This window comes from Neisseria leonii, from assembly GCF_028776105.2.
GTDB lineage: Bacteria > Pseudomonadota > Gammaproteobacteria > Burkholderiales > Neisseriaceae > Neisseria > Neisseria leonii.
In genome coordinates this window covers 474,139-498,689 of record NZ_CP145606.1, presented here as the reverse complement: position 1 = coordinate 498,689, position 24,551 = coordinate 474,139, and the positions used below count along the sequence as shown (strand labels likewise).

The window sequence follows — 24,551 nt, the reverse complement described above, 5'->3', positions numbered from 1 at the left end:
CTGGGGCCGTCTGAAAACGCGGTTTCGGCAGTGTTCAAATAAAGCCGGAAGAAGACTTCCGGCCACCGTGGCAATTTAACGCCGTTTGGCCACATCTGCCGGACTGATTTGACCGCCGTCGTTGCCGAAACTGTTCAGGATATACGTCAGCACATTGGCCGTCTGTTCGTCGTCCAAAGCCAGTGCGGGCATCACGCTGTTGTATTCCTTACCGTTCACGGTAATCTTACCGTTCACGCCTTTCAAAACCGCATCAATCCCGCGCTTCGGATCCTGCAGCAGATAATCGGATTTGGCCAACGGCGGGAATGCACCCTCTACACCCTGTCCCTGCGCACCGTGGCAGGCCATGCAGTTGGAATCGTAAACAGCCTTACCCAACTTGATCTGATCGTCCTTGCCGGCCGCTTTGGCCGCACCGGCATCGGCTTTGGCCTGCTCTTCTTGCGTCAGCGGAACCGTCTGCACGGTACCGCCCTCCGGCTGGTAAACGGAATCGCTCAATTTGCCCGAGAAAATCTCTTTATTTTCGGGACCGCTTACTTTGAGCTGGCCCAGCGCGCCTTTGTTGAACGCGCGGAAAATGGAGTGATCGACCAAGGTAAAGTTGCCCGGCACATCGACTTTAAATTCAACAATCGCCGAACCGCCCGCAGGCACCAGCGTGGTCTGGATATTCTCATTGACCGCCGAACCGCCTTCAATATATACCTTATCGAAAATCTCGCCGATGACGTGGAACGAAGAAACCAAGTTCGGACCGCCGTTACCCACATACATACGCACGGTTTCGCCCACTTCGGCCTTTAAGGCCTTATCGCCCAGCATCGAACCGACACGGCCGTTGAATACGACATAATCGGGCTGCTCCTTAATCGCTTTATTCATATCGAAAGGCTGCAAACCGCGCTCGCCGTATGCCCCTTTGGTATAGAAATCGCCCTGCATCACGTAAAACTCTTTATCGGCTTTGGGCAGCCCTTCCTTAGGTTCGACCAGAATCAGGCCGTACATACCGTTGGCAATATGCATTCCCACCGGCGCGGTGGCACAGTGATACACATACAGCCCCGGATTCAGCACTTTGAAGCTGAATGTCGAAGTATGGCCGGGTGCGGTAAAGCTCGACTCCGCACCACCGCCGGGGCCTGTGGCCGAATGGAAGTCGATATTGTGCGGCACCGTCGAAGAGGGGTGATTGGAAAACTGCACTTCCACCGTGTCGCCCTCGCGCACACGGATAAACTGCCCCGGTACATCGCCGCCGAACGTCCAATATTTGTATTCGACCCCGTCGGCCATCTCCATCACTTTTTCCACCACTTCGATTTTTACCACCACTTTGGCCGGATAGTCGCGGTCGATGGCGGGCGGCACATCCGGTGCCTGAGTCAGCACGGCATCCATCACCGGCAATTCACCCTGGGGCGCAGATGCCGCCGGTGCGGAAGAAGCCGCTACGGCAACCGGCGCGGGCGGAACCGTCTGTGCCTTTTCACCGCAGGCGGCCAGCACAAAGGCAGAAGCAATCAGGGCGGATAAAACTTGCAGTTTCATAGTGGTTTCCTTTTTGGCGGGTTTGTTTTTTTGTCTGGAAACCATTATGCGTGCAGCGTGCTGCCGCCTGTTTGATGCACATCAAATTATTTACATAAAATGAAACTTTAAAAGACAGTAAAAAACACAAACAACATCCCCGTCATATTTTCAGATGGCCAACTCCCGTTCGGAAAAATAAAATTATCCATTAAAATCAAAATAAAAAGCAATGAATCAATATAGCGGCACCTCCACTGAAATTGAGTTCAAGCTCAAAAACAGGCTGTTTATTTCGCATTCAAGCTGTGCTACCATTTTTTAACATTCATATTTTATGAATTTATTTTACACACCACTGCCAACCATAAGGAGCAAACCATGGGCCAGTATAAAAAGCTGTGGTTATCGCTGATCGCCGTATTAGCCGTAACCTTTTCCCTGCTGGGCTACTTGGGCGTAGAAGTTTACCGCCAAGCACCGCCCGTTCCCCAACAATATGTCAGTACCGCCGGCGAAACCCTGATGACGCGCGATCAGATTCTGGCCGGACAGGAAGCCTGGCAAGCCACCGGCGGCATGGAATTAGGTTCCATGTTCGGCCACGGTGCTTTTCAGGCACCCGACTGGACGGCCGACTGGCTGCACCGCGAGCTGACCGCCTGGCTGGAAACCGCCGCCCAAACACGGCACGGCAAGGCATTTGCCGACTTGGATACCGCCTCGCAGGCCGCGCTGAAAGCCGAGATGGCCGACGAATACCGCAAAGGCAGCCAAATGAACGAAAACGGTACGGTTGTCCTGTCAGACACGCGCATCCGCGCCATCAAAGCCGTTGCCCCCTATTACACCGCACTCTACGGTGATGATCCGGCCATGATTCCCACCCGCGAAGCCTTTGCCATGAAAAACGGCACACTGCCCGGCGCGGAACACCGCCAACGCCTGACCGATTTCTTTTTCTGGACTTCCTGGGTCGCCTCGACCAACCGCCCGGGCAGCGAAGCCACTTATACCAACAACTGGCCGCACGAGCCTTTAATCAATAATGTGCCGACCGGCGAAAACATCGCCTGGTCGATTGCCAGCATTGTGCTGCTGCTGGCCGGTATCGGTCTGTTGGTATGGGGTTATGCGTTTTTGCGCAAGCATGATGCCGCACCCGCCGTACCGGCAGAAGACCCCGTCGCCAAAATCAGACTGACTCCGTCGCAAAAGGCATTGGGCAAATATGTGTTCCTGACCGTCGCCCTGTTTGTCGCCCAAGTGCTGCTCGGCGGTCTGACCGCACACTATACGGTTGAAGGCCAGCAGTTCTACGGTATCGACCTGTCCAAATGGTTCCCCTATGCCTTGGTGCGCACATGGCATATTCAGACGGCCATTTTCTGGATTGCCACCGGTTTCTTGACCGCCGGCCTCTTTCTCGCGCCGATTATCAACGGCGGCAAAGATCCCAAATATCAGGCTTTGGGCGTGAACTTTCTGTATATCGCGCTGTTTGTCGTGGTATTGGGTTCGTACGGCGGCAATTTCCTGACCCTTTCCGGCGCCATCGAACCGGGCAGCACCGCCTTTTGGTTCGGCCATCAAGGCTACGAATATCTGGATTTGGGGCGCTTCTGGCAGATTCTGCTGCTGGTCGGCCTGATACTGTGGCTGTTTTTGATGCTGCGCTGCACCGTTTCCGCCTTCCGCGACAAAAATGCCGATAAAAACCTGCTGGCGATTTTTGTTGCATCGATGGTGGGCGTGGGACTATTTTACGCCCCCGGCCTGTTCTACGGCCAGCGCGAAAGCCTGACCGTGATGGAATACTGGCGTTGGTGGGTGGTGCACCTGTGGGTGGAAGGCTTCTTTGAAGTCTTTGCCACTGCCGCCCTGGCCTTTATTTTCTTCAATCTGGGACTGGTCAGCCGCCGTACCGCCACCGTGGCCGCGCTGGTTTCCGCCTCCCTGTTTATGGTCGGCGGCGTACCCGGCACTTTCCACCATCTTTATTTCGCCGGTACCACCACACCGATTATGGCCGTCGGTGCATCATTCTCCGCACTGGAAGTCGTACCGCTGATTCTGTTGGGATACGAAGCCTACGAGCATTGGTCTTACCAGCACGCTACGCCGTGGATGAAACGTTTGCGCTGGCCGCTGATGTGTTTTGTTGCCGTGGCATTTTGGAACATGATCGGCGCGGGCGTATTCGGCTTTATGATTAATCCGCCGATTTCGCTGTTCTACCTGCAAGGTCTGAATACCACCGCCGTCCATGCCCATGCCGCCCTGTTCGGTGTTTACGGCTTCCTCGCTCTGGGCTTTGTCCTGCTGGTTGCGCGTTATCTGAAACCCGATGCGGTATTTGACGACAAGGTCATGACATGGGGATTCTGGCTGCTCAACGGCGGGCTGGCCGGCATGATTGCCACCAGTCTGCTGCCCGTGGGCGTGTTCCAAGCCTATGCCAGCATTACACAGGGATTGTGGTATGCCCGTTCCGAAGGCTTTATGCAGCAGGACTTTCTCCAAACCCTGCGCTGGATCCGCACCCTGTCCGACCTGATCTTTATCGGCGGCGCATGCTGCATCGCATGGCAAACGGCCAAAGCCGTATTCAGCCGCAATAAAGCATAAAAGTCTGCGAGATACGGCAACACAAAGGCCGTCTGAAACCTTCCCCTCCGGTTTCAGACGGCCTGTTCACACCATCGCCCGCTATCCCGTCCCCGCCAATTACCTTACAATCTTTGTCCGCCCCTCCATTAACGGTAAAGGAAACCGCCGTGCAAAAAATCTTCCTGTCCGCCCTGCTTGCCGCATTTGTCATGCCCGCCGCCGCACGCGGCATCGACTTTGCCACCACCCGAATGGCCTACACCCTGCCTGCCGAAACCAAACGGCTGTGCCGCCGACAGAATGCCGAAACCCCGTGTACCGACATCAATATCGCCCTGCTGCGCAGCCGCCTGCCGTGGCTCAACACCGCCGTCAATCGGGATGCCGCCCTGATGCGGCAGGAAATCGGCGAAACCGTCCCGTGGCTGAACGAAACCTTGCGCGACGGCCGCCCTGCCATCCTGACGTACACGCGCCGCCTCGGCCTGATCAGCGCATCGCCGCAAATCATACAGATTGCCGCCGACGATTACCGTTTCAGCGGCGGGGCGCACGGTATCCCCACACGCACGTTCTATGTATTCGACCGCAAACGGCAAAAACGCCTGACGCTTGCCGATATACTGCTGCCCAATCGGGAAACCGCCCTGAAAAAACGGCTGACGGCACGGCTCAAAAGCGTGATGCAGGAACAGGCAAAAGAAAGCGGCGGCCTCCTCGGCGAACGCGCGTTTACCGAACATCTCAACGCCTGGCCGATGGCCGTAACCGACAATTTCTATTTCACGCCGCAAGGCATCACATTCAGCTACAACCCCTATGAATTGGGGCCGTATGCCATGGGTTTTGTGGTACTCGGCATCCAAAACAGCGATTTGGCCGGTCTGATCCGCCCGTCATTCCAAAAACCGGCCATCGGCCGCTTTACCGATCCTGAAACGTTTTACCGTTCCGAATAGGCAGCTTCAAAGGCCGTCTGAAAACAGCCACTGCCCGCGGCAGCCTCAAAAAAAACAGCCGCACGGCATTTTCTGCCTGCGGCTGCCGCCATACCGTTTTCAGACGGCATTCAGCTTTTTTCTTTCAGCAGCTTGCGCTCGTATACCGCCTGCGCCAGCGTACCGGCATCGATATGCTCCAACTCCGCCCCCAGCGGCATACCGCGCGCCAGACGGCTGATTTTATACGGCAGCGGTTTGAGCAGTTCGGACAGCACATACGCCGTGGCATCGCCCTCGGCGGTAAAGCCCGTGGCAATAATGATTTCTTCCACCGCGCTGTTTTTCAGACGGCCGACCAGCTCTTTCACCGCCACATGGGTCAAATCCATACCCTGCGCGGGATTGATTTGCCCCATCAGAACAAAATACAGCCCGTCGTGGCAGTTGGCCGCTTCCATACCGGCCACATCCACCGGCAGGTGCACAATCATCAGCCGCGTCGCATCACGGCTTTCATCGGCACAAATCGCGCACAAATCGGCTTCGCAAAACGTATTGCAGCCCGAACAGTGCCGCACCTGCCCCAAAGCCGCCTGCAAGGCCGAAACCAATTGTGCCGCATCGTCGCGCCGGTATTGCAGCAGCTCGAACGCCATGCGCTGCGCCGATTTCGGCCCCACGCCCGGCAGGCCTTTGAGTGCCTGAATCAGACGGCCGTAAGCATCGCCGGATTTAGCCGCCATCGCCGCCCCGCTGTGCCAAAGCCGCAATCATCGCTTCCACCATCTGCGCCGAACGGCGGCCGGCCTGCTGCAAAAATTCGTCAAACGACACCTCTGCCTGCTCGTCGGCCGTATCCGACAGGGCGCGTACCACCACAAACGGCACGTCCAACTGCGCACAGGTTTGGGCAATCGCCGCCGCTTCCATTTCCACGGCCAACGCTCCGGGAAACAGCGCGCGCAGTTGTGCCGATTTTTCCGTACTGTGGATAAACTGGTCGCCGCTGACAATCTGCCCGAAATGCACGGCCGCACCGTCAAATGCCGCCGCAGCCTGTCCGGCCGCCTCCACCAAATCCGCATCGGAAGCAAACACGGGGGGCAGCTGCGGCACTTGGCCGGGCGCATAACCGAAAGCGGTAACATCGACATCGTGATGCGCCGTCTGCACGCCCACCACCACATCGCCCACTTTCAGCCCGCTGCCCAAACCGCCCGCGCTGCCGGTATTGATGATGCAGTCGGGAGAAAAATGCCGCACCAGCAGAGCCGTCGCCACGGCGGCATTCACTTTGCCGATGCCGCTGAGCGACAGCACCGCGCGGCAGCCGCCCAATTCGCCCGTATCGATTTCAAACGCACCGAAACGGTGGGTTTCCCTGTTTTTCAGACGGCCTTTGAGCAGCTCGATTTCCGGCTGCATCGCGCCGATGATGCCGACAGTCTGCGCCCTCATGCGAACACTTCCGGCCATTCGCCGCGCTTGTCCAGCAGCGTTCGGGCGATTTTTTTCGCCCCTTCCAGACTGTGGCTGGCCGCCCAACCGCACTGCACCTCGTTGCAGGCCGGTACTTCTTCGGCCGCCAACACATCTTTGAGTGTGCGCTCTATCAGCGACAAAACTTCCTCATAATCGCCCATATTCAGCAGCGCGACATAAAAACCGGTTTGGCAGCCCATCGGGCTGATGTCCACAATCTTATCGGAATGGTTGCGCGACAATTCGGCCATCAAGTGTTCCAGCGAATGCAGCGCGGGCATTTCCATATGATCGCGGTTGGGCTGGCACACGCGCAGGTCGTATTTATAGATTTTGTCGCCGAAATCGCCGTCGGTAACACAAGCCAGACGCACATAAGGTGCTTTGACCTTAGTGTGGTCGAGATTAAAACTCTCCACATTCATCTTTTTTTCGATTTGAATATCCGTCATGTTTTTTTCCTTCTGCAAACCAGGTTCGAACAGCAGCGGCCGATTATACTCACCCTCCGCCCGTTTTGCCATTTACACACCGCAGGCGGCGATTTTGGGTATAATGCCGCCATCGTCAAAGGAGCGGACTTATGTACCATTATCAATCCGATGCCACCCGATTTATCAACGACTATCTCGAACAAAACCCGCAGGAAGCCGAGCAGCGGCTGAAAAACCGCGGCATCTTGTGGGACGTGGCCGTCAATCCCGAAGAACAGGCAAACTACGAAGCGGCCAAACTGCCGAAAAAGCCTTACGCCTACCAGCCGGATTAAGCACATGAGCATCACGGCCACCGCCGCCACGCCCGAGCTTCTGGCCTATCTGCGCCGCATCGGCGAGCCGGAACACCCCGCGCTCGCCGCCATCCGTGCCGCCAATACCGGCCACCGCATGGGCAAAATGGCGGTCGCCCCCGAACAGGCCGCGCTGCTCACATGGCTGGCCCGCCTGATCCGCGCCGAAAACTATCTGGAAATCGGCGTATTCACCGGATACAGCAGCACCGCCATGGCACTGGCCCTGCCGCCGCACGGCCGCATCACTGCCTGCGACATCAACGCGGGCTTTACCGCACTGGCGCAAACCGCATGGCAGCAGGCCGGTGTCGCCGACAAGATTACCCTGCATCTGCAACCGGCACTGTTTACCTTGGACGAACTGATCGCCGAAGGAAAAAGCGGCAGCTTCGACATGGCGTTTATCGATGCCGACAAGCCGCCCACGCCGCACTATTACGAACGCTGCCTGCAACTGGTGCGCCCCGGCGGCATCATCGCCATCGACAATATCCTGCTCGGCGGCCGCGTGTTGCACGATGCCCCGCCAAACGCACCGCAAGCCTGGCCGGTTTTGCAGGCTTTCAACGCCGCCCTGCCCCATGACCCGAGGATTATCCCGATTACCCTGCCTTTGGGCGACGGGCTGACCCTGCTGCAAAAACGCTGAACCCGCCCTTACCCGCATATAGGCCGTCTGAAAATGAAATATGCTTTTCCGCTTCCGACACTTTTTCTGTTGGCCGCCTGCGCCGCACACAGCGAACCGGCCGCCTCCCCGCAGACGCCCCCCACCGCCGCCGACAGCGGCATTCCCCACCCTAAAGCCGACAGCGAAACACAAATCCGCCGTCTGAGCGTGGAAATCGGCCGTCTGCAATACCGTTTGGACGAACTGGAAAACCGCATCGACCGTTTCGAAACCCGGCACAGCAGCCCTGCACAAAACTTTGCACCGCCTGCCCGGACTGCCTCGCCCTCAGCCGACCGGGCCGCCCGCTCAGCGCAAAACCTGACACAGGCACAAACCCATTACCGCAACGGCAACTATGCTGCCGCCATCAAAATACTGAACTCCGCCGAAAGTGGCGGCAACGGCAGCGAAACCGAACGCAAAAGCATGTATCTGCTGCTGCAAAGCCACTACAGACAGGGCAACTGCGAATCGGCCATCAACATTGCCAACCGCTACCTTTCGCGTTTCCGCACCAGCCCCGAAGCCGCCGAAGCCCTCTATACCGTCGGCCGGTGCCAGTGGACGATGCAGCAGCGCGACATCGCCCGCGCCACGTGGCGCAAACTGGCGGCCACCTATCCCGACAGTGCCGCCGCCCGCCGTACCGCCCGATACCTGAAATACTGAAACCGGCCGGCACCGTCTGCCGGCAGACAGCCGCTTTCAGACGGCCTTACCCTGCCGGCGGCAAACCGTCGGCCCAAACGGCAAACTTGAACAAGGACAAGCATCATGATTCAAATCGGCATCATCATGGGCAGCAACAGCGACTGGCCCGTTATGCAGCACGCCGCAGACTTTCTCGAAAAATTCGGCATCGCCTATGAAGCGCGCGTCGTTTCCGCCCACCGCACCCCCGATTTAATGTTCGAATATGCCGAAACCGCGCGCGAACGGGGCATTCAGGCGATTATCGCCGGAGCGGGCGGCGCAGCGCACCTGCCCGGTATGGTCGCCGCCAAAACCACCGTTCCCGTTCTCGGCGTACCTGTACCCAGCAAATACCTGCGCGGCGAAGACTCCCTGCTCTCCATCGTCCAGATGCCCAAAGGCGTGCCCGTCGCCACCTTCGCCATCGGCGAGGCCGGTGCGGCCAATGCCGCATTGTTCGCCGTCTCCCTGCTGGCCAACCACGATGCCGCACTGGCAGAGAAATTGGCCGCATTCCGTGCCGAACAGGAAGCCGCCGTACTGGCCATGTCACTGCCGCAGCCCTGACCCCGCCGAATCACCGCCCGAGGCCGTCTGAAAACCGCTCTTTACAGCTTTTCAGACGGCCTTCCGACCGACCGCACCACAGGACACCGCTATGCTGTTTCTGCTTTCCCCCGCCAAAAACCTGAACGAAAAAGACCCCGCACCGCCTGCCGCACACACCCTGCCCGATTTACTGGACGATGCCGCCGAACTGATGGCGCAGCTCAAACCGCTCGCACCGCAAGATCTGGCCGGACTGATGCACATTTCCGACAAAATCGCCCTGCTCAACGCCGAACGCAACGCCGCATGGCACACCCCGTTTACACCCGAAAACGCCAAGCCCGCCGTCTATCTGTTCAACGGCGATGTTTACGACGGCCTGAACGCCGCCGCACTCGGCGAAACCGCCACCGCCTACCTGCAACACCGCCTGCGCATACTCTCCGGCCTCTACGGCCTGCTGCGCCCGCTGGATTTGATACAGCCCTATCGTCTGGAAATGGGCACACCGTTTGCCAACACGCGCGGCAAAAACCTCTATGAGTTTTGGGGCAGCAGCCTGACCGATCTCATCAACCGCACCCTGTCCGCACAAAACGGCCGCACCGTTATCAACCTCGCCTCTCAGGAATATTTCAAAGCCGTCCGAGCCGAAGAACTCCATGCCCGCCTGATTACCCCCGTCTTCCAAGACGAAAAAAACGGCCGCCACAAAATCATCAGCTTCTACGCCAAACGCGCGCGCGGCCTGATGGTGCGCTATGCCGCCGAGAACGGCATTACCGATCCCGAAATGCTGAAAAACTTCGACAGCGAAGGCTACCGCTTCCATGAGGCTGCCTCCACCGAAAACGAATGGGTATTCCTGCGCCCGGAACAATCAAAATAAAAACAGAATTTTAGGCCGCAAGCCGACAAAACTGCTTGGCAAAAACGGTAAAACCCCTTATGATTCCGTCTTTCAAGAAACGGAAGCGTGGCAGAGCGGTTTAATGCAACGGTCTTGAAAACCGTCGAGGGTTTGCGCCCTCCGTGAGTTCGAATCTCACCGCTTCCGCCAATCTTGAAACGCATAAACCGGAGGTGTGGCAGAGCGGTTTAATGCAACGGTCTTGAAAACCGTCGAGGGTTTGCGCCCTCCGTGAGTTCGAATCTCACCGCCTCCGCCAGTTTCAGGCCGCTGATTTTTCAGCGGCTTTTGTTTATTCTACCGGCAAAACCGCTGGCCGCTTTTCAGACGGCCTGATTCAGAATACCATACCGTTCCATCTTCCCTATTCCGATTTCAACCCATGAACATTACCCTGATTGCCGCCTATGCCGCCGCCAACCGCTGTATCGGCACCGACAACCGTATGCCCTGGCATCTGCCCGAAGATTTTGCTTTCTTCAAAGCCTATACGCTGGGCAAACCCGTGATTATGGGGCGGAAAACGTGGGAATCGCTGCCGAAAAAACCGCTGCCGGGGCGGCGCAATATCGTTATCAGCCGCCAAACCGGCTACCGTGCGGAAGGCGCGGAAACGGTGCACAGTCTGGAAGCGGCACTGGCTTTGTGCTCGGGCAGCGAGGAAGCCGTCATTATGGGCGGTGCGCAAATCTACCGTCAGGCTCTGCCGCTGGCTACCGAACTCCGTATCACGGAAGTGGAAACCGACGTCGAGGGCGATGCGTTTTTCCCCGAATGGCCGTCTGAAAACTGGCGCGAGATGTCGCGCGAGACAGGGATTTCCCAAAACGGGCTGCGCTTTGCGTTTGTCCGCTATGTGCGCGTTTAGAGCAGACAGACTGCGCGGATTGCAGCCGTGTGGCGGACAGCGGCGGAAATGGCCGCTTTACTGTGGCTGGCCGGATGCCTGAATCCGACGGTATCGCAGCCGACGGCCTGACGGGCCGAACGTCACACTTCGGGCGGCCGTCTGAAAACCGCTTTCCGGCATCGGGCAGACATCTCCGTATAACGGCAGACGGTAGGCCGGATTCAAAGAATCCGACCTACATGGCGTTTGTCCGCTATGTACGCGTTTAGAGCAGACAGACGGCGCGGATTGCAGCCGTGTGGCAGACAGCGGCGGAAATGGCCGCTTTACTGTGGCAGGCCGGATGCCTGAATCCGACGGTATCGCAGCCGACGGCCGGGCGGGCCGAACGTCAAACTGTCGGGCGGCCGTCTGAAAATCGCTTTCCGGCATCGGGCGGACATTCCCGTATAACGGCAGACGGTAGGTCGGATTCTCGAATCCGAACCGCCGAATGCCTTACCCGTACCGCTATGGACAAGCGGTGTGTCGGATTCCGGCAGTGTCGGATTCAAAGAATCCGGCCTGCACAGATACAGCGTATCGGGAAATGCAGACGGCCGTTTGCTTCGGTTATAATCCGCCCATCAATGAAAATAATATGACAAGGAACCTCCATGAACGAAACCGTTGAACGCGACAGTATGCAGTACGATGTGGTGGTGGTGGGCGCCGGTCCTGCCGGTTTGTCCGCCGCCATCAAGTTGAAGCAGCTTGCCACCGCCGCCGGGCGCGAAGTGAGTGTGTGCGTGGTGGAGAAAGGCTCGGAAGTGGGGGCGCACAGTTTGTCCGGTGCCGTCATCGATCCCAAAGCATTGTCCGAGCTGCTGCCCGACTGGCAGGCGGACGGTGCGCCGCTGACGCGCAGTGTTACCGAAGACCGCGTACTGTTTCTCACAGAAGAAAAGGCATACAGGCTGCCCACGCCGCCGAGTTTCCACAACCGGGGCAATTATATTATCAGCCTCGGCCTGCTGACGCGCTGGCTGGCGGAACAGGCGGAAAGCCTCGGGGTAGAAATTTATCCGGGCTTTGCCGCTGCCGAGATTCTGTATCACGAAGACGGCAGCGTAAAAGGGATTGCCACGGGCGATATGGGCATCGGCAAAGACGGCACGCCGACCGATATGTTTCAGCGCGGCATGGCGTTGTACGGGCAACAGACGGTATTTGCCGAGGGCTGCCGCGGTTCGCTCAGCAAACAGCTGATCCGCCGTTTCAGGTTGGACGAAAACTGTCAGGCGCAAACCTACGGGCTGGGCATCAAGGAAATCTGGGAAATCCCGCCCGGGCAGTCGCAGCCGGGTCTGACGGTGCATACTACGGGCTGGCCGCTGGACCGGAAGACTTACGGCGGTTCGTTTGTCTATCATTTGGACAACAATCAAGTCGCTGTCGGCTTTGTGGTCGGTCTGGATTACGAAAATCCCTATCTTTCGCCGTTTGAAGAATTCCAGCGTTTCAAAACCCACCCCGAAATCCGCAAAACGCTGGCGGGCGGGCGGCGGATTGCCTACGGCGCGCGCGCGCTCAACGAAGGCGGTTTGCAGAGCCTGCCCAAGCTGACTGCGCCCGGCGCGGTTTTGGCGGGCGATGCGGCCGGTTTTCTGAATGTGCCGCGCATCAAGGGCATTCATACGGCCATCAAATCGGGTATGCTCGCGGCCGAAGCCGTTTTCGGCTGTTTGGCCGAAAACGGTACCGAACTCGACAGCGCGCCCGAGGCGGCAGACTATACGGAACGTTTCCGCCGAAGCTGGCTGTATGAAGAACTGCATCAGGCACGCAATATCCGCCCCGCTTTCAAATGGGGGCTGTTTGCCGCATTTGCCTACACGGGTTTGGAACAATATCTGTTCAAAGGCCGCACGCCGTGGACGCTCAGGCACCACAACGGCGGCGACCACAACGCCCTGCGCAAAGCGGCACGCTGCCGCCCCATCGACTACCCCAAACCCGACGGTGTGCTGACCTTCGACCGTTTGAGCAGCGTGGCACTGGCCAATGTGTATCACGAGGAAAACCAGCCCGCGCACCTGACGCTGAAAAACCCGCAGACCATGATTGATGTGAATCTGCACGAATACGCCGCGCCGGAAACGCGCTACTGCCCCGCCGCCGTGTACGAAACGGTTGAAAACGCCGACGGCCCGCGCCTGCAAATCAATGCCGCCAACTGCGTACACTGCAAAACCTGCGACATCAAAGACCCGACGCAGAATATTGTCTGGGTCTGCCCCGAAGGCGGCGGCGGGCCGAATTACAGCGCAATGTAGGCCGTCTGCAACCGCAGTTTTCTGTGCCGATACGAAGCAGGCCGCCGGCCGGAATGTGAAACGGCATCGCGGCCGCCCCTATCCGGCGTTTCGGCAACAGCGGCGGGATTTGTTGGCAGGTTTAAGCATCTGCCAGCGTATTGGTCGGATTCGGGAATCCTACCTACACATAATGCCCATTCGGGTAAAGACATGCCGTCTGAAAACCGTTTCAGGTGTTTTCAGACGGCATTTGCTGTCGGCAGCCCGTCAACAGGCTGACGGCAGAATGCAGGGCGGGCAACTGTATCCGGCAGGCCGAATCCGGGCGGCGGCATCAGCATCAGCGGCGGCAGGGAATTGATCGGATTTGAGCCGGGCAGGCCGGCTACCGACTTAATCCGGCCTGCAAAGCGGTACAAACCGTTCGGGAAAAAGCATGCCGTCTGAACCGGTTTGGATTTCAGACGGCCTTTTTCACAGCAGCTGTCTGTTATTTCACGCCTTTGTACAGTACCCGTAGGTCGGATTCCCGAATCCGACAAACCCGCACAGGTTGAAACCGGACATCAATATCCAGTCCACATTCTGCGTTTGGACAACTCCGAATCAGAATGCTGCTCATGATCCGAATGTGTCGGATTCTCGAACCCAACCTACGTCTCTTATCATACCGAAGACAATTTGATTCTTCCCACAAAGTCGGATTTGTGTTTCATAACCAACGTATCAGGATTAAACCACATGTAGGTCGGATTCTTGAATCCGACAAGAGCCGTACACATGTTGAAACGGCATACCATCAATACGGCCTGCAATCAGCAACAGCAAAGCCGTCTGAAATCGGTAAACAGATTTCAGACGGCCTCGGGGTTATCGGGAATCAGCCCATCAGGCCAGTTTGGCCGTTACCCAGCTTTCCACGCCTGCCAGAGCTTCCGGCAGTTTGGCGGCATCGGTACCGCCCGCCTGTGCCAGATCGGGACGACCGCCGCCTTTGCCGCCGATCTGTTCGGCCGCGGATTTAACCAGATCGCCTGCTTTCACTTTGGCGGTCAGCGGTTTGGAGACGCCCGCGCACAGGGAAACTTTTCCTCCGTTTACCGCAGCCAGCAGAATCACTGCTTTGTCGGATTTGCCGCTCAGGTCGGTTACCATGTCGCGCAGCGCGGCGGCATCAGCTTCAACCTGTGCCGCCACCAGCAAAGCCCCGCCCAAATCTTTTGCCTGTTCCAGCAGTTTCGCGCCCGCGTGTACGGCCAATTCGGCTTTGGCGCGCGCGAGTTCTTTTTCCAAAGCTTTGTTTTGCGCGGCATTGGCTTGGATTTTGGCCAATACGTCGCGTTCGGTCTGCGCTTTCACTTCGCCGATAATGTTTTTGAGCAGCTGCTCCTGTTTCTGTGCCCAAGCCAACGCGTTCAGGCCGGTGATGGCTTCAATGCGGCGCACTCCGGCGGCAATGCCGCCTTCGCTGACAATTTTGAAAAATCCGATGTCACCGGTACGCGCAACGTGGGTTCCGCCGCACAGCTCGGTAGAAAAACCGCCCATCTGCAATACGCGCACGGTTTCGCCGTATTTTTCGCCGAACAGCATCATCGCGCCGGTTTTCTGCGCCTCTTCCATGCTCATGATGGCGGCTTTCACTTCCACGTTGGCAAGAATGGCGGCATTGACGCGGCGTTCCACTTCGGCGATTTCTTCCGCGCTGACGGCCTGCGGGTGGGAAATATCGAAGCGGGTCAGCTCTGCCGTTACCAGCGAGCCTTTCTGCTCGACATGGCTGCCCAATACATCGCGCAGGGCCTGGTGCATCAGGTGGGTCGCGCTGTGGTTGCGCATATTGGCATCGCGCACCTGATGGTCGATTTCCGCCGATACGCGGTCGCCCTTTTTCAGACGGCCGGACACCAGCACGCCGAACTGGCCGGAAACGGCAGCTTTGATTTTCTGCGTATCCCGCACTTCAAAGCGGTTTTCTCCGGCACAAATATAGCCGACATCACCCACCTGGCCGCCGCTTTCGGCATAAAACGGCGTATTGTCCAGCACCACCGCACCGCTGTCGCCTTCGGCCAATTCGTCCACCGGTTCGCCGTCTTTGTACAGCGCGAGAATCACGGCTTCGGTTTTGCGCTCGGTGTAGCCTTTGAACTCGGTATCGCTGCCTTCATAGGCCAATTGGGTATCGGCCTTGAAGCTCTGTGCGGCACGGGCACGGGCACGCTGGGCTTCCATTTCGCGGTTGAAACCCGCTTCGTCCATTTCGATTCCGCGTTCGCGGCAGATATCGGCCGTCAGATCGTAGGGGAAACCGTAAGTATCATAGAGTTTGAAAATGACTTCGCCGCCCAGTGTCCGCCCGCCTCCGGCCAAAGCGTTTTCCAGCAGAGCCATGCCGGTTTCCAGCGTTTGGGCGAAGCGGGTTTCTTCGTTTTTCAGTGCATCGGCGATTTGCGCCTGCTTTTCGGCCAATTCGGGATAGGCACTGCCCATTTCTCTGACCAAATCCGGCACGAGTTTGTAGAAAAACGCTTCTTTGCAGCCGAGTTTGTAACCGTGGCGCACGGCACGGCGGATAATGCGGCGCAAGACATAACCGCGCCCTTCGTTAGAAGGCAGCACACCGTCGGCAATCAGGAAAGAGCAGGCGCGGATATGGTCGGCAATCACTTTCAGGCTGGGCACGTCCATACTGAACGGCACGCCGGTTTCGCGCGCGGCGGCTTTGAGCAGGTTGTCGAACAGGTCGATTTCGTAATTGCTGTTCACATGCTGCATCACGGCGGCCATGCGCTCCAAGCCCATGCCGGTATCCACGCTGGGTTTGGGCAGCGGGTTCATATTGCCCGCTTCATCGCGGTTGTACTGCATAAATACGCAGTTCCAGATTTCGATAAAGCGGTCGCCGTCTTCTTCCGCGCTGCCCGGCGGGCCGCCCCAGATGTGGCTGCCGTGGTCGTAGAAAATTTCCGAGCAGGGGCCGCAGGGGCCGGTATCGCCCATCTGCCAGAAGTTGTCGGAAGCGTAGCGGCTGCCTTTGTTGTCGCCGATGCGGATAATCCGGCTTTCGGGCAGGCCGATTTCGTCGCGCCAGATGGCATAGGCTTCGTCGTCTTCGGCATAAACGGTGGCCAGCAGTTTTTCTTGGGGGATATTCAGCCATTCCGGGGAAGTGAGAAACTCCCAGGCAAATTTGACGGCATCACGCTTGAAATAGTCGCCGAACGAGAAATTGCCCATCATCTCAAAAAAGGTATGGTGGCGGGCGGTATAGCCGACGTTTTCCAAATCGTTGTGCTTGCCGCCGGCGCGCACGCATTTTTGCGCAGTAGTGGCGCGGCTGTACGGGCGTTTGTCGAAACCGAGAAAAACGTCTTTGAATTGGTTCATGCCCGCATTGGTAAACAGCAGGGTCGGGTCGTCATGCGGCACGAGTGAAGAGGAAGGCACAATCTGGTGGCCTTTGCTTTCAAAGAATTTGAGGAATTTTTGGCGCAGTTCGGAAGTTTTCATCATCACTTTTTTCTTAAAAAATAAACCGTTTTTCAGACGGCTGCAACAGGAAGGGAGGCCGTCTGAAAAACAGGAAAAACCGTATCCGGCAATCTCCGAATATTACCGCAGTTTTCCCGCCGCGCCTACTCAAAAACGGGCAAGTCCTTTATACTGGCGGCCGGCCTGCGCGGCCTTTTGTATTTTCCGCCATGCAGGCCTTATCCGTATTGTGTCTACCATGAAGGAATGTCCATGTTGAAAAAACTGTTTCTGCTCGGTGCTGCCGTGTTTTCGCTGGCAGCCTGCGGCGGCAAATCCGAGCAGCCGCCAAACACTTCGTCTCCTGCTTCCGCCGCTTCGGAAGCCGTATCCGGTCTGCCGGAAACGGCGGCCGTCAAAGTCTATAATTGGTCGGACTATGTCGATCCGCAGACGCTGCGCGGGTTCGAACAGAAAACCGGCGTGAAACTGACTTACGATATTTACGACAGCGATGAGACGCTGGAAGCCAAAGTGCTGACAGGAAAATCGGGCTACGATGTGGTCGCCCCGTCCAATGCCTTTGTCGGCCGCCAGATTAAGGTGGGGGCTTATCAAAAAATCAATAAAGAGCTGATTCCCAACCTGAAACACATCAGCCCGAAACTGCTGCAACTGATGCAGCAGGTGGATCCGGGCAACGAATACGCCGTACCGTTTTTCTGGGGCAGCAATACGCTGGCTATCAATACCGAACGGGTGGAAAAAGCCTTGAACGGCCTGCCGATGCCCGAGAATCTGTGGGCTTTGGTCTTCGACCCGCAATACACCGCCAAGCTCAAAAGCTGCGGCATTTCCTATCTCGACAGCGCGGCGGAAATTTACCCGCTGGTACTCAATTATCTGGGCAAAAACCCCAACAGCAGCGATCAGGCCGACACCGATGCGGCCACCGCGCTTCTCAAAGCCAACCGCCCGAATATCAAACGTTTTACCTCATCGGGCTATATCGATGATCTGGCGCGCGGCGATACTTGTGCGACTATCGGTTTCAGCGGCGAACTCAATGTCGCCAAACGCCGCGCACAGGAAGCCGGACGCGGCGAAAACATCGAAGTGCTGATTCCCAAAGAAGGCGTGGGCATCTGGGTGGACTCCTTCGCCATTCCGGCCGATGCGGCCAATGTGCGCAACGCCCACCGCTTTATCAACGACTTTCTCGACCCCGAAGTCGCCGCCGTAAACGGCAATTACGTGTCCTACTCGCCCTCCTCCATGCCCGCGCGCGATTTGATGGACGAGTCTCTGCGCAACGACCCGACGGTTTTCTTATCGGAAGAGGATTTGGCCAACAGCTTCATTATGGTGCCGCTGGATCCTGCACGCCTGCGCGACATGGTACGCGAATGGCAGCGGATTAAAGCCGGCAGCTGATTCTCCGCCCTCATCAAGGCCGTCTGAAAACACCGCACCGGTGCCGTTTCAGACGGCCTTTTTCCTGCCTGCACATTTCCAACATATCCCACCTGCCCTTCTCAAGCCATGTCCTGCGACTGCCCATGGCTGCCGCCGGGTACACGGCTCCCCGTTACCTGTTTCCGAACCAAACCGTTTTTACCGCCCCAAACTAATATATAAAAATGTAGACAATTTATTGCAGCAGGCAAATTTTTTTTGGTATCTTCGGTATTCGTTTTGTTAAATTGTTTACAATTTACCGGAGGGAACATGAAGAAAATCACCGCCATGATTAAACCATTCAAATTGGAAGATGTCCGGAAAGCTTTGAGCGACATCGGCATTCAGGGCATGACCGTTACCGAAGTCAAAGGCTTCGGCCGCCAGAAAGGCCACACCGAAATTTACCGTGGCGCAGAATATGCGGTGGATTTCCTGCCCAAAGTACAGTTGGACATCGTGGTCAGCGATCACGAGGCCGAACAGGTAATCGAAATGATTATCGAATATTCACGTACCGGCAAAGTCGGAGACGGAAAAATTTTTGTGACCCCCGTTGAGCAGGTCATCCGTATCCGGACAGGGGAAACCGGTGATGACGCCGTCTGAAACGACCCGATAGTGAACACAATGAAAGGTTTGAAACATGAGATACGCTTCCCTACTCCCGTTTTTTCTGCTGTCCGCCTCCGCTTCGGCCGACACAACAGTCAGCTGGCAGCAGCCCTTGTCGGCCATTGACTCCGGCAATACTGCTTGGGTCATGATTTCGGCCATACTGGTATTGTTTATGACGGTTCCCGGATTGGCGCTTTTTTACGGCGGCATGGTCCGCAAGAAAAACCTTCTCTCAACCATGATGCACAGCTTCTCGGCAGCCGCTCTGGTCAGTATCTTATGGGCTGCGGTAGGCTATTCGCTGGCTTTTACGCCCGGAAATGCCTTTATCGGCGGTTTGGACCGCATTTTCCTGAACGGAATGGGACTGGATCTGACTCAAAATTCGGTCAGCGTCTCCCCCAATGCGGACAGCATACCCGAAACGGTATTTATGTTTTTCCAAATGACGTTTGCCGTTATTTCAACCGCCATTATTGCCGGTGCATTTGCCGAACGGATGAAGTATTCTGCCATGATGCTGTTTTCCGGCCTGTGGATACTGCTGGTCTACGTACCGACCGCACATTGGGTGTGGGGCGGCGGTTTTATGAGTGAAGGCGGCGTGCTGGATTATGCCGGCGGCACCGTCGTGCACATCAATGCGGGCATCGCCGGTCTGGTGGCTGCACTGGTACTGGGCAGACGGACAGGTTACGGCAGAGAAGCCATGCCGCCGCACAATCTGGCACTGACACTGATCGGCGCGGCCATGCTGTGGGTGGGCTGGTTCGGCTTTAATGCGGGTTCGGCCGTAGCTGCGGACGCTTCTGCCGGTATGGCAATGGCCGTTACCCAACTGGCTGCGGCTGCCGGCGCACTGGCATGGCTGCTGTGCGAGAAATCCGTCGGCCACAAACCCTCTGCTCTGGGGCTGGCTTCCGGTGCGGTGGCCGGTTTGGTCGGCATTACGCCTGCGGCAGGCTTTGTCGGCCCCAAAGGCGCACTGATGATCGGCGGCCTGACCGCGCTCGGCTGCTACTGGGCGGCAGTTACCGTAAAACGCAAACTGGGCTATGACGACTCACTGGACGCTTTCGGTATTCACGGCTTCGGCGGCCTGATCGGCGCCATACTTACCGGCCTGCTGTTCGACAACCGCATCTTCGGCGGCGAAGCCGCCATCGGCAGCCAGGTATGGATCCAGACCAAAGACGCTTTGATTACCGTCCTATACAGCGGCATCATGAGCTTTGTGATTTTGAAAGCCACTGGCCTCGTATGCGGCGGCCTGCGTGTCGGACACGATGTCGAACGGGAAGGCTTGGATGTGAATATCCACGGCGAACGCGTCGAATAGACGGCAGCCGTCCTTCTCCGCATACATTCCTTCAAACAGCCTGCCACCTACACCGCAGCGCCGGATAAGGAACGGCAGGCTTTCAAACGGCCTGATGATGTGCCAGATGCTAAATCTGCCTGCATCTGTATGCAAACCGGCACACCGTTCGCCCCCGGCAGAACCAGCATCAAACACAGCAGGCGGCAGACTGGTGCCTGCCGCCTGAATGGACTGAATATATCTCTACCCGATCCTGCTGTTTGTCAGTATGCAGGGTTATTTGTGTTTTACGGGCATCAACCGAATTTCCATTACGTAGAATGCATCGAAATCCTGCCAAAACATGCCTGCCCACCGGCAGACGGCCGGCCGTATTCCCGATAAAATAACCCTTTTGACCTCTCCCCTTCAACCATGCTCAGCTACCGCCACGCCTACCATGCCGGCAACCATGCCGATGTTCTCAAACATTTTATTCTCTGGCTGACGTTGGATTACTTCAACCGAAAAGACAAACCGTATTGGTATATCGACACCCACAGCGGTGCCGGCCTGTATCGGCTGGACGGCAGCGAAGCACAGAAAGTCGGCGAATACCGCCAAGGCATCGAGCGTCTGATGCAGGCCGAAACGCTGCCGCCGCTGCTGGAAACCTTCCGAGGCCGTCTGAAAGCCATTCTGCCGCAGGAAAGCCGCTATTGCGGCTCGCCTTGGCTGGCACAGGCACACACCCGTGCCGACGACAAACTGCGCCTGTTCGAGCTGCACCCTGCCGACTTTGCCCACCTGCAAAACAATATGCAGGCTGCCGGACTGAAAAAGCGCGGCCTCGTCCGCCAAGAAGACGGCTTCGCAGGCCTGACCGCCCTGCTGCCGCCGCCGACCCGCCGCGCCGTGGTGCTGATGGATCCGCCGTATGAAGAAAAACAGGATTACGCGCGCGTGATTAAAACCGTACAGGCGGCACAAAAACGCTTTGCCTCGGGCTGCTATCTGATCTGGTATCCCTGCCTGAGCCGCGAAGAGAGCCGCAAACTGCCCGAACAGCTGAAAAAACTCGCCCCCCATCATTATCTGCAAGCCGAACTGCACGTCCACACCCCGCGCGCCGACGGTTTCGGTATGCACGGCAGCGGTATGTTCGTCATTAATCCGCCCTATCTGCTGGCTCAGCAATTGGCAGACACCCTGCCCGCACTGTGCCGCCTGCTCGCTCAGGACAGCGGTGCGCGCAGTCATCTGGACAGCCGAAACGACTGAAAAACCGCCTTGCTGCCGTTTTCAGACGGCCTCGAAGCCAACCGTCCGTACCGGTACACATCCTCTGCCGTACAGAAATAAAAAAACGCCGCCAGACACAAAGGCCTGCGGCGGTTCTATATTATTCCGTCTCTTGCTTACAGCGCGTCTTTCAGGGCTTTGCCGGCGCGGAATTTCGGGGTTTTGGCTGCGGCAATGGTCAGCGGTTCGCCAGTTTTCGGGTTACGGCCCTGACGCTCGGCACGCTCGCCTACGTAGAAAGTACCAAAACCAACCAGAGTAACCGTATCGCCCGCTTTGAGCGCGCCGGTAACGGCATTAACCAGACCGTCCAAGGCTTTGCCTGCGGCGGCTTTGGAAATATCGGCTTCTTGAGCAATCGCTTCAATCAATTCAGACTTGTTCACAATAAGTCCCTTTCTATCGTAAAGGTTTAGATAAAACCCCGAAATATCGGGTATCTGGAAACATCAAAACACCATGTCCGCCTTTATAGCAAGGCTAAATTCACTGTGTCAAGCAAAAGACGGCGGCAGAATGCTTTTTCTGCCGCACATCCGATCCGCTCCCCTACTTTTACAACACATTCCGGCCGGATTCAGTGTTTGCGTGCTTTTGTGCTTGACTTGACGCTTTTTTCCAGAACCGGCGCAGGCAGAGAAGCAACCTCGGCCGCTTCGGGCTGGCGTTCCAGACCCAACGCCAAAACCTCCTCTATCCATTTGACCGGGTGAATGGTCAAACCGGCTTTGACATTATCGGGAATTTCCTCCAAGTCTTTGACATTGCCCTGCGGAATCAGCACGTGCTTAATGCCTCCGCGCAGTGCCGCCAGCAGTTTTTCTTTCAAACCGCCGATGGGCAGCACTTCGCCGCGCAGGGTAATTTCGCCCGTCATCGCCACATCGGCACGCACCGGAATTTCCGTCAATGCCGAAATCATCGCCAAAGTCATGGCAATGCCTGCACTGGGGCCGTCTTTCGGTGTCGCACCTTCGGGTACATGGATATGGATATCGCGCTTTTCGTAGAAATCGGCCGCAATCCCCAAGCCTTCCGCACGCGAACGCACCACGCTCCACGCCGCACTGATGGATTCCTGCATCACATCGCCGAGTTTGCCCGTGCGCACGATATTGCCTTTGCCTTTGAGTGCGGCTGCCTCTACCGTCAGCAATTCGCCGCCGACTTCCGTCCATGCCAAACCGGTTACCTGCCCGATGCGGTTTTCACTCTCGGCCACGCCGAAATCGAAGCGGCGCACGCCCAGATACGTTTGCAGATTGCTGCTGTCTACCACAACGGTTTTCGGCTTAGTGCGGCGCGTTCTGCCCTTCTGTGCATCTTCGGCCAACTGGGCCGCCATGACCACCTTGCGGCAGATTTTGGCAATTTCCCGTTCCAGTGCGCGCACACCGGCTTCGCGGGTGTAATAGCGGACAATATCGCGCACGGCCGACTCTTCGATGCGCGCCTCACCATCACGCACACCGTTGCGCTGCATCTGCTTGGGAACCAGATACTGCATGGCGATGCTGACTTTCTCGTCTTCCGTATAACCCGACAGACGGATAATCTCCATGCGGTCGAGCAAGGCAGGCGGAATATTCATACTGTTGGACGTAGCGATAAACAATACATCGCTCAAATCATAATCCACTTCGACAAAGTGGTCGGCAAACGCATTATTCTGTTCCGGATCCAACACTTCCAGCAGCGCGGCAGCAGGGTCACCACGAAAATCGTTGCCCAACTTATCGATTTCATCGAGCAGAAACAGCGGATTTTTCACACCGGCCTTAATCATACCCTGAATGATTTTGCCCGGCATTGAGCCGATATAGGTACGGCGGTGGCCGCGGATTTCGCTCTCGTCTTTCACCCCGCCCAAAGCCATGCGCACATATTGGCGGCCGGTGGCTTTGGCGATGGAACGGCCCAGCGACGTTTTACCCACCCCGGGCGGACCGACCAGGCACAGAATCGGCCCTTTGAGTTTGTCGCTGCGTTTTTGAACCGCCAGATATTCCAAAATCCGCTCTTTGACTTTTTCCAGGCCGTAATGGTCTTCATTGAGTACCAAATCGGCCTTGGCGATATCTTTAATCACGCGGCTTTTCTTCTTCCACGGCAGTTCGAGCAAAGTATCGATATAGTTGCGCACCACCGTCGATTCGGCCGACATCGGCGGCATCATTTTGAGTTTTTTCAACTCAGACAAGGCTTTTTCCTCTGCCTCCCGACTCATGCCCGCCGCTTTGATTTTGCCTTCCAGAGCATCCTGTTCGCTGCGCTCGTCTTCTTCGCCCAGCTCTTTCTGAATCGCTTTGACCTGTTCGTTGAGATAATATTCGCGCTGCGATTTTTCCATCTGCCGTTTTACCCGGCCGCGAATACGCTTTTCCACCTGCATAATGTCCAACTCGGCTTCCAGCTGGCCGAGCAGAAATTCCATACGCTCGGCCACATCGAGTTTTTCCAGCACCATCTGGCGCAGGTCCAGCCGCAATTGCAGATGGGCGGCCACGGTATCGGCCAGACAACTGTTGTCTTCAATACCGTTGATGGTGGCCAATACTTCATCGGGAATTTTTTTGTTCAATTTGGCAAACTGGGCAAACTCCGACAGCAGCGCGCGGCGCAGTGCCACCAAATCGGCATTGGCGGTTTCCGTCTCCTCCGCTGCCTCAACATGGGCGAAGAAATGGTCTTCGGTACTGCCCACCCGCAGCGCGCGGGCGCGGCTGATTCCTTCGACCAAAACCTTGACCGTGCCGTCGGGCAGTTTCAATACCTGCAACACATTGGCGACCGTTCCGACCTCGTGCAGATCGTCTGCCTGCGGTTCTTCCTCGTTCGGGTTGCGCTGTGCCAGCAAAAATACCTGACGGCCGGCATCCATCGCACTGTCCAAAGCGGCAATCGATTTGTCGCGCCCCACAAACAGCGGCAGCACCATATGCGGATAAACCACCACATCGCGCAGCGGCAGCAGCGGCAGTGTACGGATTTCGTCCCAATCTTGATTATCGGCCATTTTTCCTACCTTCTTAGAATGATGCGCGCCAAATGCGGGCTGAAAAAAG

The 24,551-nt window shown here is 57.0% G+C and carries 20 protein-coding genes and 2 tRNA genes; 15 read left to right on the top strand and 7 right to left on the bottom strand.

Annotated features, from left to right (window positions below; translation table 11 throughout):
• Positions 1-75 precede the first annotated feature (75 nt).
• Positions 76-1,557 carry a copper-containing nitrite reductase gene (nirK, locus tag ORY85_RS02430; RefSeq protein ID WP_274571386.1) on the bottom strand — a complete coding sequence of 494 codons (1,482 nt, stop codon included), beginning with the start codon at positions 1,555-1,557 and terminating at the stop codon, positions 76-78.
• Positions 1,558-1,917: 360 nt separating this feature from the next.
• Between nirK and ORY85_RS02425 the strand changes: the two genes are divergently transcribed.
• Together ORY85_RS02425 and ORY85_RS02420 are read left to right on the top strand one after the other, a co-directional pair.
• On the top strand, positions 1,918-4,164 hold the full coding sequence (locus ORY85_RS02425) for a nitric-oxide reductase large subunit (RefSeq protein WP_274571385.1): 2,247 nt from the start codon (positions 1,918-1,920) through the stop codon (positions 4,162-4,164).
• A 149-nt stretch (positions 4,165-4,313) separates the two neighbouring features.
• Positions 4,314-5,105, top strand: a complete 792-nt coding sequence (locus ORY85_RS02420; RefSeq protein WP_274571384.1) for an RsiV family protein — start codon at positions 4,314-4,316, stop codon at positions 5,103-5,105.
• Between the two features lie 110 nt (positions 5,106-5,215).
• Here ORY85_RS02420 and recR read toward each other — a convergent pair whose 3' ends face one another.
• The 3 genes from recR to ORY85_RS02405 are packed head-to-tail and all read right to left on the bottom strand — an operon-like array spanning position 5,216 to position 7,021.
• Positions 5,216-5,830: a recombination mediator RecR gene (gene recR / locus ORY85_RS02415; RefSeq protein ID WP_274571383.1), complete on the bottom strand. Its 615-nt coding sequence runs from the start codon at positions 5,828-5,830 to the stop codon at positions 5,216-5,218.
• On the bottom strand, positions 5,820-6,545 hold the full coding sequence (locus tag ORY85_RS02410) for a 5'-methylthioadenosine/adenosylhomocysteine nucleosidase (protein ID WP_274571382.1): 726 nt from the start codon (positions 6,543-6,545) through the stop codon (positions 5,820-5,822). Before ORY85_RS02410 ends, recR begins: the two co-directional genes overlap by 11 nt.
• On the bottom strand, positions 6,542-7,021 hold the full coding sequence (locus ORY85_RS02405) for an S-ribosylhomocysteine lyase (RefSeq protein ID WP_274571381.1): 480 nt from the start codon (positions 7,019-7,021) through the stop codon (positions 6,542-6,544). Before ORY85_RS02405 ends, ORY85_RS02410 begins: the two co-directional genes overlap by 4 nt.
• A gap of 131 nt (positions 7,022-7,152) precedes the next feature.
• On the opposite strand from ORY85_RS02405, the gene ORY85_RS02400 reads away from it, so the two are divergent.
• From ORY85_RS02400 to ORY85_RS02360, 9 genes are all read left to right on the top strand, one after another.
• Positions 7,153-7,338, top strand: a complete 186-nt coding sequence (locus tag ORY85_RS02400) for a DUF3460 family protein (protein ID WP_274571380.1) — start codon at positions 7,153-7,155, stop codon at positions 7,336-7,338.
• Between the two features lie 4 nt (positions 7,339-7,342).
• Complete coding sequence (locus tag ORY85_RS02395) at positions 7,343-8,011, top strand: class I SAM-dependent methyltransferase (protein WP_274571379.1); 669 nt, start codon at positions 7,343-7,345, stop codon at positions 8,009-8,011.
• 33 nt (positions 8,012-8,044) lie between these two features.
• Complete coding sequence (locus ORY85_RS02390) at positions 8,045-8,704, top strand: tol-pal system YbgF family protein (protein WP_274571378.1); 660 nt, start codon at positions 8,045-8,047, stop codon at positions 8,702-8,704.
• Between the two features lie 105 nt (positions 8,705-8,809).
• Positions 8,810-9,295 carry a 5-(carboxyamino)imidazole ribonucleotide mutase gene (gene purE / locus ORY85_RS02385; RefSeq protein WP_274571377.1) on the top strand — a complete coding sequence of 162 codons (486 nt, stop codon included), beginning with the start codon at positions 8,810-8,812 and terminating at the stop codon, positions 9,293-9,295.
• Positions 9,296-9,386: 91 nt separating this feature from the next.
• Positions 9,387-10,166: a peroxide stress protein YaaA gene (gene yaaA / locus ORY85_RS02380; protein WP_274571375.1), complete on the top strand. Its 780-nt coding sequence runs from the start codon at positions 9,387-9,389 to the stop codon at positions 10,164-10,166.
• An 81-nt stretch (positions 10,167-10,247) separates the two neighbouring features.
• Positions 10,248-10,337 (top strand) — tRNA-Ser (locus ORY85_RS02375).
• 19 nt (positions 10,338-10,356) lie between these two features.
• Positions 10,357-10,446, top strand: a tRNA-Ser gene (locus tag ORY85_RS02370).
• A gap of 123 nt (positions 10,447-10,569) precedes the next feature.
• Positions 10,570-11,055 (top strand): dihydrofolate reductase, encoded by a 486-nt coding sequence (locus tag ORY85_RS02365; protein WP_274571374.1) that lies wholly within the window; start codon positions 10,570-10,572, stop codon positions 11,053-11,055.
• A 638-nt stretch (positions 11,056-11,693) separates the two neighbouring features.
• The gene (locus tag ORY85_RS02360; RefSeq protein WP_274571373.1) at positions 11,694-13,352 is read left to right on the top strand and encodes an electron transfer flavoprotein-ubiquinone oxidoreductase; all 1,659 of its coding nucleotides are present in this window, start codon (positions 11,694-11,696) and stop codon (positions 13,350-13,352) included.
• Between the two features lie 870 nt (positions 13,353-14,222).
• On the opposite strand, the gene alaS is transcribed toward ORY85_RS02360, so the two are convergent.
• A complete protein-coding gene (alaS, locus tag ORY85_RS02355; RefSeq protein WP_274571616.1) occupies positions 14,223-16,847 on the bottom strand; it encodes an alanine--tRNA ligase in 2,625 nt (874 codons plus the stop codon).
• A 234-nt stretch (positions 16,848-17,081) separates the two neighbouring features.
• Here alaS and ORY85_RS02350 point away from each other — a divergent pair, with 234 nt between their 5' ends.
• From ORY85_RS02350 to ORY85_RS02335, 4 genes are all read left to right on the top strand, one after another.
• On the top strand, positions 17,082-18,242 hold the full coding sequence (locus tag ORY85_RS02350) for a polyamine ABC transporter substrate-binding protein (RefSeq protein ID WP_274571372.1): 1,161 nt from the start codon (positions 17,082-17,084) through the stop codon (positions 18,240-18,242).
• A 294-nt stretch (positions 18,243-18,536) separates the two neighbouring features.
• Entirely contained in the window at positions 18,537-18,875 is a 339-nt protein-coding gene (locus ORY85_RS02345) for a P-II family nitrogen regulator (RefSeq protein WP_274571371.1), read from the top strand.
• Between the two features lie 37 nt (positions 18,876-18,912).
• The gene (locus ORY85_RS02340) at positions 18,913-20,223 is read left to right on the top strand and encodes an ammonium transporter (protein WP_274571369.1); all 1,311 of its coding nucleotides are present in this window, start codon (positions 18,913-18,915) and stop codon (positions 20,221-20,223) included.
• 396 nt (positions 20,224-20,619) lie between these two features.
• Complete coding sequence (locus ORY85_RS02335) at positions 20,620-21,465, top strand: 23S rRNA (adenine(2030)-N(6))-methyltransferase RlmJ (protein WP_274571367.1); 846 nt, start codon at positions 20,620-20,622, stop codon at positions 21,463-21,465.
• Between the two features lie 137 nt (positions 21,466-21,602).
• On the opposite strand, the gene ORY85_RS02330 is transcribed toward ORY85_RS02335, so the two are convergent.
• Both ORY85_RS02330 and lon read right to left on the bottom strand, forming a co-directional pair.
• A complete protein-coding gene (locus tag ORY85_RS02330; RefSeq protein ID WP_274571366.1) occupies positions 21,603-21,872 on the bottom strand; it encodes an HU family DNA-binding protein in 270 nt (89 codons plus the stop codon).
• A 191-nt stretch (positions 21,873-22,063) separates the two neighbouring features.
• Positions 22,064-24,502, bottom strand: coding sequence for an endopeptidase La (lon, locus tag ORY85_RS02325; RefSeq protein WP_274571364.1), 2,439 nt, complete (start codon positions 24,500-24,502; stop codon positions 22,064-22,066).
• Positions 24,503-24,551 lie beyond the last annotated feature (49 nt).